Below are 15,270 nucleotides of genomic sequence, written 5' to 3' on the forward strand. Positions count from 1 at the left end.
CCGTCAGCGCGAAACCGGCGCGTAGGGGGCCGGGTCGATGGCCGGGCGCTGGCCGTCGATCAGGTGGGCGAGCAGGTCGGCGGAACCGGCGGCCATGGTCCAGCCGAGCGAACCGTGGCCGGTGTTGAGATACAGGCCTTCCATGTCGCTCGCCCCGATCAGCGGAATGCCGCTGGGTGTCATGGGCCGCAGGCCGGACCAGACAGTGGCGCGGCTGCGGTCACCCGCCTCCGGGAACAGTCCGAACAGGTCATCAAGGACATTGCTGGCCCGATGCGGATCGATGGCCCGATCGTGCCCGATGATGTCCGCCTTGCCCGCGACCCGCAGGTTGTCGCCCAGCCGACTGACCACGAAGCGATTGCCCTGATCGGTGATGCTGACCCGTGGTGCACGATTGGAGCCCGCCACCGGCACGGTGGCTGAATAGCCTTTCACCGGATAGATCGGCAGGGCCACGCCGAGGCCGCGCATCAGATCCACCGACGCCAGACCCAGCGCCACCACCACCCGCTCGGCGCGGATCTCGTCCCGGTCCGTCTCGACCCCCGTGACATGATCGCAGAATGAGGTGATGGACCTGACACGCTCCCCATAGCGGAACCGGACGCCTGCCGCGGCGGCAACATGGGCCAGTTCGATGGCGAACTGATGCGCATCGCCGGTTTCATCAGTGGGTGCCAGAATGCCCGCCCCGACGCGTCCGCTCGCCACCGCATCGGCCAGCGCCGGTTCCAGTGCGGCGCACCCGTCCGGGTCGAGCACCTGCAGCGGCACATCATGGTCCTGCATCACATGGCCGATATGGGCCAGTTCCGCCCGCGCCTTCTCCGGTCTGTCGTAGACACGCAGGATGCCCCGCTTTTCGCGGTGGTAGGCCAGCTCATGGTTCTCGTTCAGCGCCTGCAGGCAGTGGCGGCTGTGCTCCGCCAGCCGGACCATGGCCGGCGCATTCGCCTGCCAGCGACCGTCGGTACAGTTCCGCACGAACTGGCCCAGCCAGGCCCATTGCCGCGGGTCGGCCCGCAGGTTCAGCCGGAACGGCGCATTGGCACTTGCCATCCAGCGCAGCGCCAGGCGCAGCGACCCCGGCGAAGCCCAGGGCACGGCCTCCGAGGGGCTGATCTGCGCACCATTGGCAAAGCTGGTCCCGTTCGCCGGTCCCGCCTCCGCATCGACCACGGTCACCTCGTGACCACGGGATGCCAGGGCATGGGCCGTCGTCACACCAATGATTCCTGCGCCGAGCACGACGATCCGCAAGGCTTCGTCTCCTGTCACCTGTGACCGGGTTCCGCGACGGCTTGCCGGGGCCCGCCGTCTGGTCCAACATCCGCCGCATGAAAGTCATATACAGTCCGAAACAGGAACTGCACGCGCCGGAGTCATTCATCTCCAGCGGACGTGTCCTCCCCAGTCCCGAATGTCCAGAACGGGCCGACCGGCTTTTTGCCGCAGTCCGCAGCGCGGGACACGAGATCACCGCACCCGATCCGGCACCGGATAGCGCCATTGCCGCCATTCACAGCATCGACTACCTGCGATTCCTGGCCACCGCGCACGAGCGCTGGCAGGCCCTGCCCAACCCCTCGCCGTCGGTCATTCCCAACATGCATCCGGGGCGGCACATGGATCACTATCCGGCGCATGTCATCGGACAGGCCGGCTGGCACATGGCCGACACGGCCTGCCCCATCGGTGCGGGAACCTGGGAGGCGGCGCGGGCCGCCGCGGACTGCGCGGTAACCGCAGCCGCTGACGTCCTCAGCAACGGATCGCCGGCCTATGCGCTCTGCCGCCCGCCGGGACACCATGCCTATCACGACCAGGCTGGCGGTTTCTGCTTCCTGAACAATGTCGCCATCGCCGCCGACTGGGTGCGGGCACAGGGCCATCGCGCGGCGATCCTGGACATCGATGTTCACCACGGCAACGGCACGCAGGGCATCTTCTATCACCGCAAGGACATCTATTTCGTCTCCATTCATGCGGATCCGAGCAACTTCTATCCCTTCTTCGCGGGCTACGCGGGGGAGCGTGGTGCGGGCGAAGGGCTGGGGTTCAACCTGAACCTGCCCCAGGCGCCGGGCACCGGCGATGAAGGCTGGCTGCAGGCCATCGACCATGCCCTGACCGAGCTGCAGCGCAACGGCACCGAGGTCCTGCTGCTGTCGCTTGGCCTGGACCCGCAGGAGAATGATCCGCTTGGCGTCCTGAAGATCACGACCGAAGGCTTCCGACGCGCAGGTGCCGCCATCTCTGCCTTCCCCGGTCCGGTGGCGATCATTCAGGAAGGTGGCTACCTCTGCGAGGAACTGGGCGCCAATCTTGCCGCCTTCCTGGACGGTTTCGAGAACGGCTGAGGGGCGGGGGCTGTCTGAATGGCCCCGGCCAGACCTACGGGGATTTGTCTGCTGACCCCGGCCAGCCCTCTCCCCCTCCCGACCACCCACGCGAGTATCCTGATGGGTGGTCGGGAGGGGGAGAGGGCTGGCCGGGGTGCACAAACAGGCACGACCGAGACCTACTCGAACGGAATGCGCCAGTCCTGCATCGGGCACTTTTCCTGCTCAGCGCGATAGGCGCTGCGGGTGTCCAGCTCACCATTCCGGCGCGTGGCTTCCTGGTCGACCCGCCTTCGGGCATCGCCGACCAGCACGTTGATGGCCTGCCGGAAGCGCTCAACGGCCACCTGAATGGTTTCTGCCGGGATGGACTGGCGCATGGACGGCACGCGCATGTCGTTCTCCAGTTCGGCGAGCAGGTTCTCCGCCGCCTCCCGAAAGACATCGACGTGCTTCTGCTCGTGCGCCAGGGTGACGCGATAGGGGCAACTGTCAGGGTCCAGTTCGCGGGCCACGAAGATCCTGACGGGGCCGGCCACGATATTGACCACCAGGCGTGACAGGGCATAGCAGCCCCGGTCTGCCGCGAGTTCCGACACCACCAGGTTTGTCCGCACGTGCAGTGACGACTCCGTGGAGCCGAGTTTCCGCCGGTTCGCGCCCGGAAAACTCTGGCCACGCCGCTGCGACGCAGGCAGCGCTGCGGACGCCTGATCCTGGATCAGCTCCGGCTCCAGCCATTCGATGCTGGCCTGGAAATCCGCAACCTCGGCAACCGGACAATTGGCGGCATGACCGACACCTGTCATCAGCAGCAGGGCCAGAAGGACTGAAGCAATTCTCGACATGGCCGCAGCATCCCAGCAGGTCAGCCGGCGCGCAACCGGTTCCCGTGCCGCTGTCGCGGATTGACCGCGTCGCAGTGACCGCTATCTCGTGACACGGACAACATGGAGCGGACGCATGGCGAAGGAAATCGAGTTCTGGTTCGATTTCTCATCCCCCTATGCCTATCTGGCGTCGGAGCGGATCGAGAATTTGGCCGCGAAGCACGGGCGCAGCGTCGCGTGGCGTCCCTTCCTGCTGGGCATCGCCTTCCGCGCGGAGGGTACCAAGCCCCTGACCCACTATGATGCCAAGGGGCGCTATTCCACGCATGATTTCGCGCGCTCGGCGCGGCTCTGGAACATCCCCTTCTCGCTGCCCGATCCCTTTCCGGCGGCGGCACAGGACGCTTCGCGGCTGTTCATCTGGCTGGACCGGCACCGGCCACAGCAGGCCGTGCCGTTCCTCCACGCCATCTATCGCGCCTATTTCGTCGAAAACCGGTTCATCGGTGACAGGGCGGTCGTGCTGCAGGTGGCAGGTGAAACCGGCATCGACACGGATCAGGCCGCGCGGGCAATCGCCGATCAGGGCATCAAGGACCGACTGCGGGAGCTGACCCGGGAAGCCGTCGGCGACAAGGGAGTCTTCGGCGCCCCGACCATGATCGTTGACGGTGAGCTGTTCTGGGGTGCGGACCGGATCGAGATGCTGGACCAGTGGATGACCCGCGACGGCTGGTGAAGCTCAGTCGCTGTCGGCCAGACCAAGGCGCGCATGCCAGTCAGCTATGGACTCATCGGGATAGCGCCCATGCTGGCGATCCGTCGGATCGGGGCGGAACATCACCCAGTCCGGCCGGAAGTCCGTCATCAGGTGCGTATGCTCCGGCGGGACAGGCAAGGGCGTGTCGATCGCACTGGCCAGCGGGTGAATCAGGTCCGGCCAGCGGCTGTCGAACAGCCAGAGGTGGCAGCCACAGGTTCCGCAGAATCTCCGTTCCGCATTGCTCTGCGACACGGTCCCGTCGTCGCCCTCCATGCGCGCATGGTAGCTGCGAAGCTGGTCCGCCCCCTGGAGGATCTCGAGACTCGCCGCCTCCGCACCAATGTTGATCGCCGAACCACCGGCGCCACCGGTCTTGCGGCAGATGCCGCAGTAACAGACGTTGAAGGGGTAGGGATGCGGGCAGAGCACCCGAAACCGAACCGCCTGGCAATGGCATGATCCCTCAAGCAACATTTTCCGGTTTCTCCTCCATAATGTCCGGAGGCAGACATGCAGCCCGACCATCGTCGACTGCGGACCGGTCCTGCCCCCCGCGGGACCGTATCCATCATGGCGGTTTCGTACAATTGCCGCGCGCAGCGGCACCGACCGGACTTCAGTCGTTCTGCTTCTTGCCGAGACCGCTCTTCCGGGCAAATTCGGAGCGCTGGCGCGAATAGGACTGAGCGACCATGGGGTAGTCGGGCGGAAGGAGCCATTTGGCCCTGTACTGTTCGGGCGTCAGTCCGTAAGCCGCTTGCAGATGCCGCTTGAGAGTCTTGAGCTTCCGTCCATCTTCCAGGCAGATCAGATACTGGTCCCTGACGGACTGTTCTATCGGCACAGCCGGCTCCTGATCCTGCGGATCCGGCGCAACGCCGCCGCTCTTGATCCCGGTAAGTGCAGCCTGCGTGTCGCCGATCAGGGAAACCAGTCCGTCGACACCGATTTCATTTCTTGCAACGTAGGCGGTCACGATCTGAACAGTCATGTTCAGGATCCGCGCAAGTGAACCGTCTTCATCTTCACTGCTCACCCGCATCCTCCCAAGATACCGTACTGATGCCCTGTCCGAATTTCAGACAATTGCATTAAGTCCTTGCTTTCAAACAATATGCTGATCGGACGAAGCCGGAATTGCAACCAAAAACAGCAATCGGTCCCCCGTCACCATCAAGGGTGGAAGAGTTGAATTCCGCAGGTGATCGGAGCGTATCCACGCCGCCAAGACAACAGGCCGATGCGCTGACGGTCACCGCCGGGGGGATAGATAACAGGTCGGCTAAGTGGGCGACAGTGCAGGTCTCGACGCCTCCGCGATGACTGAACGCACAGCGGCTGGCCGCGCCTCTGTTGCGACTGAACCGTCGCCCGGAGTCGCCCTTAACGGAAAGCCATGTCGAGACCGCGCCATACCCACGCATTCGATGCATGGCCAATGGGCGCACCGCAGCGGCAATTCTCCGGCACCCGGCGACCCGGTGACCGGGCGTAAATCACGCAGATGCGATTTGCCGAATCGGTCATGCATGCATGGAGCGCGACGCACCTGCCGCGCGACCGGCTGAAACCCATCAGAAGGCAACAGGCCCCGACCCCTTTCCGGCTGCTTCATCTTCGTTTCATGCACGCATTAGCTGCCTGTCGGGCACCAGGTGCCCGAAACCCGGCCGTACTGTCAGCCGGACACGGGTGCCAGGATGCTCCGGTCAGCCCCCGGTGATCAGTCGAAGCCGACGAATGTGGCAACCTCGGAGACCGGGCGCCGGACCGACTTCACCTTGTTGGCTGCAAAATCCTCATCCGGATAGCCCATCGCGACACAGGTCATGATCACCTGATCCTCCGGGATCCGCGCGTGTTCGCGAACCACCGCCGACTGCATGATGCCCTGCCCGTTGATGACGGCGCCCAGACCCCTGGTCCAGGCGGCCAGAACAAGACCGTAGGTCACGGCGCCCAGATCGAAATGCGCGATCGTCGCGCCAGGGTCGAGGTCCTTGTCATAGGTCACGACAATCGAGACCGGCGCATCGAACTGGCGGAAACCACGCATGACCCAGTCCTGGCGGCGTTCCTTGTCATAGCGTTCGATTCCCATCGCCTCGAAGAGCTGCACGGCGATGTCGATCTGCCGCTGGCGGTGCACGCCCTCGTACTCTCCATGGGTCGGGATCTCGCGCTGCGGCTTGATACCGGCCAGCATCCGTTCGCTGTTGCCCTGCCGGATCCTGTCCAGCGGTTCCCCCGTCACGACATGCAGGTGCCAGGGCTGGGTATTCATGGAGGACGGCGCCCCGGTCGCCAGCTCGATGATTTCCTCGATCAGCGCCTGCGGTACCGGATCAGGCTTGTAGCCACGGATACTGCGGCGCGCGCGCACCAGTTCGTCAAATTCCATCGTCTCTCCCCCATCGGTCTGCCGTGCGGACCAGAGCCGCATCCTGCACCCAGATACCATGGACCGCGTCGGCAGGGGGGCAGAAAACCGGGGCACCCGGACTGCGCTGCACGCAGGTTGGGACAATGCACTTCTCTCTCGGCAAACGAACAGGCAACCCGGTCGGGATCCGGGATCGCGCCGGCAAATGGATCGCGACAGCTTTCGCCGCGGTACGTACGAGTTCCATCTCCTCGGAAACCGCGACCACGTTCACCCTGGCAAGGAAAACCACAGACGGGCATCAAGGTGCGCGACGGGGGAGCCCCTCGGAGGTCATTTCAGCGAAGAAGGAGAAATGGTGGAGCCAGGCGGAATCGAACCGCCGACCTCTTGAATGCCATTCAAGCGCTCTCCCAACTGAGCTATGGCCCCACCGCTTTCGTGGCGAGCTCCGCAAAGCGGCCCGCGACGGAGGCGGAAACTAGGCAAAGCCGATGCGGATTGCAAGCGCTCAATACGGCCCGGGGCCAACAGGCGAACCGGCAGTCAGTCTGCGGCCGCCGATGCACTTTCCGCGCACCGCGAAAGACCCCGCAACGTCAGCCAGCCCAGCGCCAGTATGGGGGCGAAACCCGCGAACACCCAGAAGCCGACCACACCGGTATCCGCCGCATCGATGCCGTCCGCATAACCTGCCAGATTGGCGAACAGACCGGCAAGCGCGGCACCGAGACCGTAGCCGATCATCTGTGTCGTCGGCACGGCGGCAGAAGCCCGTTCGCGATCACCCTCCAGCGCCGAGGCGATGACGCGGCGCAGCACAAAGGCCCATGCAGCGCCAAAGCCTGCACCGAGGCAGAAGGTGAACGGCAGCACGCTCCAGATCGACCCCTGCGGCAGGGCCATCGCCAATCCCAGCACACCGATGGTCATCAGCGCCGCACCGGCCCGGATCACGATCATCCCGTGGCGCTGGGACAGTCCTGAAACCGCGAGCGCCGCAATCGTCCAGGCCACGGACTCGGAAGCCACCAGATAGCCACCGACCAGGGGCGAGACCCCGAACCGCATCTGCGCCAGCAGCGGACCGTAGAGCGTGAAGGAGATGGTGCCGGTGGAGAAGAACAGGACGAAGAGGATCCCGCCACCGACAGGCGACCCGATCGCCAGGGTGTTGCGCGGGAACAGGCGGACGACAGCCCCCCGGTCCAGCCGGAAGAAGGTCACGAGTATCATGACGCCGAGCAGGATCAGGCCGACCGAGGCCACGCCTGCTGCCAGCGTTCCCGCCGTGGCGATCGAGACGATGGCCAGCAGCAGCAGCAACAGGCGTGTCCAGGGTACCGCGGCCGCCGCGCCTGAAGATGCACGCCCCCTGGGAGGCCGGTCGCTGCGCAGCAGGAAAAGGGCGAGCAGGACCAGCAGGATGGCCTGAACCGCGAAGGCAACGAAGCCCATGCGCCAGAGACCGGCGTTGGCGAAGATGCCCCCGATCAGGGGTCCGCAGAAGGCGGATGCCCCCCATATCGCGGAGATCAGCGCCATGACCACGGGCAGCAGACGGTCCGGAAACAGCCGGTCCGTGGCAACGAAGACAATGGCGACCAGTGCGCCACCGCCCAGCCCCTGCCCCAGCCGACCGATCAGGATCACCGCCATGTCGGGTGCGACGGCACTCGCCAGGCACCCGAGCGCGAACAGGCTGGCGGAACCGCACATGGCCAGACGCAGGCCAATGCGAACCGCCAGCAGGCCGGTGGCTGCACCCGCGACAACGGAGCCGATCTCGTAGAGCGCCAGTGTCCAGCCCATCCAGGGTGCGCCACCAACCTCGATCACAGCGCTGGGCATCAGGGTCGCAACCATCAATGCGTCCGCCGCGTGCAGCCAGACACCGAGACAGAGCACGACGAAGCGCGGCAGGTGCCCGCCCTGCAGCAATTCCTGCCAGGGAGCATGGGGCGTCTGGCGCGGTTCTGGTGTCGGGACGGTCATGGCCTCGCCAATCTGGCGCAGCGGACGCATGGCGACAAGCTGGCGGGGCCGTGAAGCCCGTCTCGACGGCGCGGTATCGCGGTGCAGCACGAATTGGCAATCATTGGTGCGCCTCTGTCGAAGCATTGACGGCCAGCATGCCCTTAAGCTTTCGTGCACAAACTCATGAACGTATGGAGAGCACCTTGGCCTATCGCATTTCCGTGGATACCGGAGGAACTTTCACCGACGTGGTCGTGACCGACGCTCAGGGCCAGATGACCATCGGCAAGGCGCTGACGACCAGGGACCGGATATCCGTCGGCATGAAGGAGGCAATCTCCGCAGCCGCAGGCGAACTGGGGATCTCCTTTGGTGAACTGCTGGCCCAGGCCGATCTGCTGATCTATGGCACCACGCGGGCGACCAACGCCATTGTCACCAAGACGGTGGCCAAGACCGCCTTTGTCACCACGGAAGGGTTCCCCGACATCCTGCTGCTGAAGGAAGGCGGCAAGTTCAATCCGCATGACTTCACGGAGGAATTTCCCGACCCCTACATCCCGCGCCGCCACACGTTCGAGATTTCGGAGCGCATCGGCGCGCAGGGTCAGGTGACGATCCCGTTCAACGAGGCACAGGCCCGCGCCACGCTGGAAACCATCCGGGACCGGGGCTTCGAGGCGATTGCCGTCTGCCTGATCTGGTCCATCGCCAACCCGGAGCACGAGCTTGCCATCGGTGCGATGATCCAGGAGATCATGCCCGACGTGCCGTTCACGCTGTCACATGAACTGATCCCCATCGTCCGCGAGTATCGCCGCGCGTCCGCCACTGCCATCGATGCGTCCCTGAAGCCGCTGATGCAGTCGCACCTGCGCGGGCTGGAGCAGGACATGCGCGAGGCAGGTTATGCGGGCGAGATCCTGGTCAGCACCACGGCGGGCGGCTGCAACCATGTCGAGGCACTGGTGCAGAAGCCGATCTACACCATCGGCTCCGGCCCGGCGATGGCCCCGATCGCGGGCCTCACCTTCTCCCAGGCCGAGGCGATGGGCGACAATGTGATCATCTGCGACACGGGCGGCACCACCTTCGACGTCGGGCTGGTGCGCGACGGTCGCCTGACCTTCAGCCGCGATACCTGGCTGGGTGGTCTCTACACGGGCGACCTGCTGGGTATTTCCTCGGTCGACATGCGCTCCATCGGTGCGGGCGGCGGCTCCATCGCCTGGGTCGACGAAGGCGGGCTGATGCGGGTCGGCCCGCAGTCGGCAGGCGCCGACCCGGGCCCCGCCTGCTACGGCAACGGCGGCGAGGACCCGACGGTGTCCGATGCGGCCGTGGTGCTCGGATACTTCGATCCGGATTACTTCCTGGGTGGTCGCATGACGCTGGACGTGGAGGCCGCACGCCGCGCGGTGGCGCGGGTGGCGGAACAGGCCGGCTACACGGTCGAGGAAACGGCCTTCCGCATCATGGGCCTGGCCAGTGACCTGATGATGCGTGCCATCAGCGACATCACCATCAACGAAGGCTTCAACCCCCGTGAGAGCACCATCGTCGCGGGCGGCGGCGCGGCAGGGGTCAACATCATGACCATTGCCAGCGAACTTGGCTGCAACCGGGTGATCCTGCCGAAGGTCGCCTCGGCCCTGTCAGCGGCGGGCATGCAGTTCGCCGACATCGTGGCAGAGGAAGCGACGAGCCTTGTCACCCTGTCGAACCGCTTCGACATGGCAGCGGTCAACGCGACGCTGGAGGAACTGGAAGAACGGCTGGAGACGTTCCGGCACACCCTGCCCGGCGGCGGCGACCGCTACCGGCTGGAGTATGTGGCCGAAGCCCGCTATCTGGCACAGGTCTGGGAACTGGATACCCCGATCGGCGCGTCGCGGTTCCACTCCCAGCAGGATCTCGACAATTTCGTCGAGGCCTTCCACCAGGTACATGAGCGGGTCTTCGCCGTGCGTGACGAAGGCAGCCCTGTGGAAGTCGTGACCTGGAAGGTCCGGCTGGTCGTGCAGATCTCGGAACCGCCGGTCATCGCCGGGGCCATCGACAGCACCTCGGAGGCCGGCAAGCCCACCGTCAGCCGCCAGTGCTATTTCGGGGACGCCACCCCGGTGACCACCCCGATCTACAAGGCATCGGACATCGAACCCGGTAACCGCATCGACGGCCCGGCGATCATCGAGGAGCCGACGACCACACTTGTCGTCTATCCTGGCATGTCCGCAACCGTCAGCGCGGCTGGCAATTATCGTCTCGACGTGGCCTGAAAGGAGTCCCTCCCATGACTGAAGCCAAGAACGAGAAATTCGATTCCTACATGACCGCGATCATCGCCAACCGCGTTGACGGCATCATCCGGGAAATGACCAACACCCTGCTGCGTGCCGCGCGATCCGCCGTGATCAACAGCGCGCGGGACTTCAGCTGTTCCATCTGCACCGGTGACAACAAGTTGCTGGCTGCGGCGGAGGGCCTGCCGATCCACATCTTCGGCAGCCACATGCAGTCCAAGGCCATGACCGACTTCAACGACGACATCCGCGAAGGCGACTGCTACCTGCACAATGACCCCTATTCGGGCAACACCCACGCCGCCGACCATACCTTCCTGGTGCCGGTGTTCTTCGAGGGAGAGCACATGTTCACCGCGGTGGCCAAGGCGCACCAGGCGGACATCGGCAATTCCCTGCCGACCACCTACATGGCCAGTGCCAAGGACCAGTACGAGGAAGGTGCCCTGATCTTCCCGGCGGTGCGCATCCAGCGTGACTACAAGAACATCGATGATGTGGTGCGCATGTGCCGTTCCCGCATCCGGGTGCCAGGTCAGTGGTACGGCGATTATCTGGCCGGCATCGGTTCCGCCCGGATCGGCGAACGGCGCCTGAAGGAGCTTTGCGAGAAATACGGCAAGGACACCATCAAGGCCTTCATCCGCGACTGGTTCGACTATTCGGAGGAGCGCATGGCCCAGGCCATCGCCAAGCTGCCGAAATCGACCCTGAAGAATTCCGGCGCGCATGACCCCTATGGCGACCTGCTGCCGGAAGGCATTCCGCTGAATGTGGAGGTGCGGGTCGACCCGGATGAGCAGATGATCGATGTCGATCTGACCGACAATATCGACAATGTGGATTGCGGCCTGAACGAGAGTGAGGCCTGTGCCTCTGCCTCGACCATCGCCGGTGTGTTCAATTCGCTGGACCCGACAGTGCCGCGCAATTCGGGCTCCTTCCGCCGTATCCGCCTGCACCTGAAGGAAGGTGCCATCGCCGGTCGGCCGAAGTTCCCGCACAGCTGTTCGGTGTCCACCACCAATGTCGCCGACCGCCTGATCAATATCGTCCAGTCCGCCTTCGCGGAGATCGGCGATGGCTGGGGTCTGGCTGAAGGCGGCGTCGGCATGGGCGCGGGCTTCGCCGTGGTGTCGGGCAAGGACGACCGCTCCGACGCCGAGCCCTACGTGAACCAGCTGATCATCGCCAGTTCCGGTGGCCCCGCGGGCCCGAACGCGGACGGCTGGATCACCTATGGTCTTCCGGTCGTGGCCGGGCTGATGTATCGCGACTCGGTGGAGATCGACGAACTGAAGCATCCGCTGCAGTTCCAGTATCTGCGCATCGTCACCGGCAGTGGCGGCGCCGGGCGGCGGCGCGGCGCACCGGCCATGGAACTTTCCTACGGCCCGACGGAACTGCCGATGGATGTGCTCTGGCCCTGTGACGGCACCATCTACGCACCGAAGGGTGTCCGGGGCGGGGACGCCGGCTCGGCCTGCCAGCACTTCAAGGTCAGCGCCAACGGGCTGGAAGAGGAACTGCCCAGCATCGTCGAGGTCCAGTTGAAGAAGGGCGAGCGGGTGCGCGGCAATCACTCCGGCGGTGGCGGCTACGGCAGCCCGCTCGACCGCGATCCGCGCAAGGTCCTGAAGGATGTGCTGGAACGCTATGAAACCCCCGACCGGGCCCGCGACATCTATGGTGTCGTGCTGACCGGGTCAGGCGACGACGAGACCCTGGCACTCGACCTTGCCGCCACCGAGAAGCTGCGCGCGGAACGCGCCGCCGCGTGACCGGAACCCGGCCTGTCCGGGTCTGAAGAAAGCCCCTTCCTCCCCTTCAGGGGGGAAGGGGACACCCCACCTACCGACCACCGCCCGCGATGATGATCTCCCGAGGGTAGTCGGTCAGGTAGTCGCAACCGTCGGCCGTCACCACGATGGAATCGCCGATACGCCCGCCAAGGCTGCCGTCCAGACTGATCCCGCCGTCAACGGCGAAGGTCATGCCTGGTTGCAGGATGGTGGTGTCCCCGGCCTTGAGTTCGGGAGCCTCCAGATACGACATGCCGATGGAGCGACCGGTGCGATAGCCGGTGACATAGCCGCGTTCGCCATAGACGGCGTTGGCGGCCTCCGCCACGGATTCCGCCGTCACGCCCGGACGGATCGCGGCAATCGCCGCCTGTTGCGCGTCGATGGCGGCCTGCTGCACCCGGGCGGCATCATCGGTAACCTCGCCGACAAAGAACATGCGGTCGAACCCGAGCTTGTAGAGCTTGAACTGCGCCATGTTGCAGAAGCAAAAGTAGACCGGATCGCCCACCGCCAGCGGCTTCACGCTGGCACGGCGATGCACCATCGAGGTGTCGCGGCCCGACTGCATGACCTGCAGATTGTGGATCATGGGGGAAACAAAGGCCTCCCACCCCCGCGCTGTCAGAAACCCGGCGGCCTTGCGTGTCCCGGCATTGATCACCGCCAGCGCGGCCTCGTACTCCGGCACGCCTGCAGCCAGCGCGCCCTCCGCCGCCACCATCATTGCCCCGGCGATCTCCCCGGCCTGGCGCATGACGGTGATCTCTTCCGACGACTTGATCATGCGCATCGGCCCCAGCACCGGTGCAATGTCGGTCAGAAGCGTGTCCGGCAAGCTGCTGTCGAACCAGTTGCGCACGATGGCGGGCAAGGTCGCGGTCTCCACCGCGACGTGCCTGTGCCGGTCCCCCAGCACGCGCGCCAGAACGGTTTCCCAGCGGTTGGCGCCCGCATCCTCCCAGGTCTCGATCCGACTGACCCAGGTCATGGAACCCACCATCTCGCTTTCCATCAGTGGGGTGAGAACCGTTGGCTCCTCGTCCGGGCGGATGATCAGGAATGTCGGGCGACCAAACTCCACGGACAGATAGCCCCAGAATCCGGCCAGCCAGGCAATTGAGCTTTCGTCGGTCAGGACGGCGACCTCGATCCCCTCCTCCCGCATCCGCTGCTGAAACGCGATGGTCCGTTGGCGTGCCTGCTCCAGCATCAGTGCGTCTCCCTCAAGGTCTTCTGTCCGGTCAGCCTTCCGCCGACACCGGTGGTCGCATTCGGAACTGGTACGACGTTCAGGCACGTGGAATTCTTGCAACAGATTGGGAGCGCGATGCGGATGACGCAATATCCACCAGCGACACGGAATGTCCGGTTCGACGCCGGTCGTCATCACCGCGCCAAGATCGGTTTCGTGCTGCTGGCGACCGAGCAGACGATCGAGGATGACATGATGCGCCACGCGCCGGACGGCGTCGGCATGCATTTCACCCGCGCTGCCATCCCCGACTCCATCACCAATGCCACGCTTGCGGCGCAGGCCGACCGGCTGGCCGGGGCGGCCACAACCCTGCTGCCGGACGGATCACTGGATGTCGTCTGCTACGCCTGCACCTCCGGCAGTCTGGTGATCGGGGAGGACCGGGTCCTCGCTGAACTGAACCGGGGCGCACCGAAGGCGAGGGCCACATCGCTGATCACCGGCGTCATCCGCGCCCTGCGCGCTGTTCACGCCAGACGGATCGTCGTGGCAACGCCTTACCTCGACGAGATCAATCACCGCGAGACCGAGTATCTGGAGCGGGCGGGCTTCGAGGTGCTCGACATTCAGGGCCTGAACCTGGAGAAGGACAGCGACATGATCCGGGTAACCCCCGACTTTATCCGGGAATTCGCCATGTCCCTCGATCGGCCCGACGCGGATGCAATCTTCGTTTCCTGCGGTGCGCTGCGGACGCTGGACGTCGTGCAGCGGCTGGAGGAACAGTCGGACAAGCCGGTCATCGCCAGCAATCAGGCGATGCTCTGGGACACCCTGCGGCTGGCGGGCATCGATGACCGGCTGGACGGGCTCGGCCGCCTGCTGCATCTGCCATGAGGGTTGCGGTGTTCCAGTGTGATCTGGCTGGCGCGGATGCGGAGGCGCGTCTGGCGAGGCTGTATCAGGTGATGCAACAGGCACAGGCCGATCTGCTGCTCTGCCCGGAACTGTTCATGTCCGGCTATCACGTCGGTGACCGCATCCGGCAACTGGCCGAAGGGCAGGACGGCCCCTTCGCCCGTCGCGTTTCGGAGATCGCCAGAACGACGGGGACGGCGGTCGCCTATGGCTACCCGGAAGCGGCAGGGGGCCGGATCTACAACAGTGCGCTCTGCATCGGGCGTGATGGTGAGGCGCTGGCCAACCACAGGAAGCTCGTCATTCCGCCCGGACCGGAGGTCGGGCATTTCACGGCAGGCGAAGGCCTGACCCTGTTCGACCTCCACGGCATCCGGATCGCCCTGCTGATCTGCTACGACATCGAATTTCCCGAGGCTGCGCGTGCGGCTTCTGCAGCGGGCGCGGAAGTGATCCTCGCCCCCACCGCGCTTGCCGCGCAATGGGCAGTCGTTGCCGAAAGGGTGATTCCGGCACGCGCCTTCGAGAACGGCACCCACATAGTCTATGCCAATCACGCCGGAACGGAAAATGGACTCAATTACGCCGGATCAAGCGTGATTCTCGACCCGGTCGGGGGTGATCAGGCCCGTGCAGGCGCAACGGAAGCCGTAATCATGGCAGATATGGATCCTGACCAGGTCCGCAGCGCGCGCACCAGACTGCCCTATCTGCGGGATGTGGCAGCCCTGCGGGACCGGCTGGTCTGAGC

The 15,270-nt window shown here is 65.1% G+C and carries 13 protein-coding genes and 1 tRNA gene; 6 read left to right on the forward strand and 8 right to left on the reverse strand.

What is annotated here, in order from left to right; all coding sequences use genetic code 11:
• Positions 1–3: 3 nt before the first annotated feature.
• Complete coding sequence (locus QGV54_RS15325; RefSeq protein ID WP_281019834.1) at positions 4–1,281, reverse strand: D-amino acid dehydrogenase; 1,278 nt, start codon at positions 1,279–1,281, stop codon at positions 4–6.
• A 59-nt stretch (positions 1,282–1,340) separates the two neighbouring features.
• Here QGV54_RS15325 and QGV54_RS15330 point away from each other — a divergent pair, with 59 nt between their 5' ends.
• The gene (locus tag QGV54_RS15330; RefSeq protein WP_281019833.1) at positions 1,341–2,363 is read left to right on the forward strand and encodes a histone deacetylase family protein; all 1,023 of its coding nucleotides are present in this window, start codon (positions 1,341–1,343) and stop codon (positions 2,361–2,363) included.
• Positions 2,364–2,524: 161 nt separating this feature from the next.
• Here the strand turns inward: QGV54_RS15330 and QGV54_RS15335 are convergent, their stop codons facing one another.
• Entirely contained in the window at positions 2,525–3,193 is a 669-nt protein-coding gene (locus QGV54_RS15335; protein ID WP_281019832.1) for a hypothetical protein, read from the reverse strand.
• A gap of 115 nt (positions 3,194–3,308) precedes the next feature.
• Between QGV54_RS15335 and QGV54_RS15340 the strand changes: the two genes are divergently transcribed.
• Positions 3,309–3,914 (forward strand): 2-hydroxychromene-2-carboxylate isomerase, encoded by a 606-nt coding sequence (locus QGV54_RS15340; RefSeq protein WP_281019831.1) that lies wholly within the window; start codon positions 3,309–3,311, stop codon positions 3,912–3,914.
• Positions 3,915–3,917: 3 nt separating this feature from the next.
• On the opposite strand, the gene QGV54_RS15345 is transcribed toward QGV54_RS15340, so the two are convergent.
• From QGV54_RS15345 to QGV54_RS15365, 5 genes are all read right to left on the reverse strand, one after another.
• The gene (locus tag QGV54_RS15345; protein WP_281019830.1) at positions 3,918–4,412 is read right to left on the reverse strand and encodes a GFA family protein; all 495 of its coding nucleotides are present in this window, start codon (positions 4,410–4,412) and stop codon (positions 3,918–3,920) included.
• 142 nt (positions 4,413–4,554) lie between these two features.
• The gene (locus tag QGV54_RS15350; protein ID WP_348637647.1) at positions 4,555–4,980 is read right to left on the reverse strand and encodes a MucR family transcriptional regulator; all 426 of its coding nucleotides are present in this window, start codon (positions 4,978–4,980) and stop codon (positions 4,555–4,557) included.
• 681 nt (positions 4,981–5,661) lie between these two features.
• Positions 5,662–6,339, reverse strand: coding sequence for a nitroreductase (locus QGV54_RS15355; RefSeq protein ID WP_281019828.1), 678 nt, complete (start codon positions 6,337–6,339; stop codon positions 5,662–5,664).
• Between the two features lie 338 nt (positions 6,340–6,677).
• Positions 6,678–6,753: transfer RNA gene (locus QGV54_RS15360), tRNA-Ala, on the reverse strand.
• Between the two features lie 114 nt (positions 6,754–6,867).
• Entirely contained in the window at positions 6,868–8,406 is a 1,539-nt protein-coding gene (locus tag QGV54_RS15365) for an MFS transporter (protein WP_281019979.1), read from the reverse strand.
• A gap of 95 nt (positions 8,407–8,501) precedes the next feature.
• On the opposite strand from QGV54_RS15365, the gene QGV54_RS15370 reads away from it, so the two are divergent.
• Positions 8,502–10,577 carry a hydantoinase/oxoprolinase family protein gene (locus QGV54_RS15370; RefSeq protein ID WP_281019826.1) on the forward strand — a complete coding sequence of 692 codons (2,076 nt, stop codon included), beginning with the start codon at positions 8,502–8,504 and terminating at the stop codon, positions 10,575–10,577.
• Between the two features lie 14 nt (positions 10,578–10,591).
• The gene (locus tag QGV54_RS15375; protein WP_281019825.1) at positions 10,592–12,382 is read left to right on the forward strand and encodes a hydantoinase B/oxoprolinase family protein; all 1,791 of its coding nucleotides are present in this window, start codon (positions 10,592–10,594) and stop codon (positions 12,380–12,382) included.
• A gap of 70 nt (positions 12,383–12,452) precedes the next feature.
• On the opposite strand, the gene QGV54_RS15380 is transcribed toward QGV54_RS15375, so the two are convergent.
• Positions 12,453–13,616, reverse strand: coding sequence for a Xaa-Pro peptidase family protein (locus QGV54_RS15380; protein WP_281019824.1), 1,164 nt, complete (start codon positions 13,614–13,616; stop codon positions 12,453–12,455).
• A gap of 123 nt (positions 13,617–13,739) precedes the next feature.
• On the opposite strand from QGV54_RS15380, the gene QGV54_RS15385 reads away from it, so the two are divergent.
• The gene (locus QGV54_RS15385; RefSeq protein WP_281019823.1) at positions 13,740–14,498 is read left to right on the forward strand and encodes a hypothetical protein; all 759 of its coding nucleotides are present in this window, start codon (positions 13,740–13,742) and stop codon (positions 14,496–14,498) included.
• Complete coding sequence (locus QGV54_RS15390; RefSeq protein ID WP_281019822.1) at positions 14,495–15,268, forward strand: carbon-nitrogen hydrolase family protein; 774 nt, start codon at positions 14,495–14,497, stop codon at positions 15,266–15,268. Before QGV54_RS15385 ends, QGV54_RS15390 begins: the two co-directional genes overlap by 4 nt.
• Positions 15,269–15,270: the final 2 nt, after the last annotated feature.

The organism is Minwuia sp. IMCC3060, from assembly GCF_029909435.1.
Taxonomy (GTDB): domain Bacteria; phylum Pseudomonadota; class Alphaproteobacteria; order Minwuiales; family Minwuiaceae; genus Minwuia.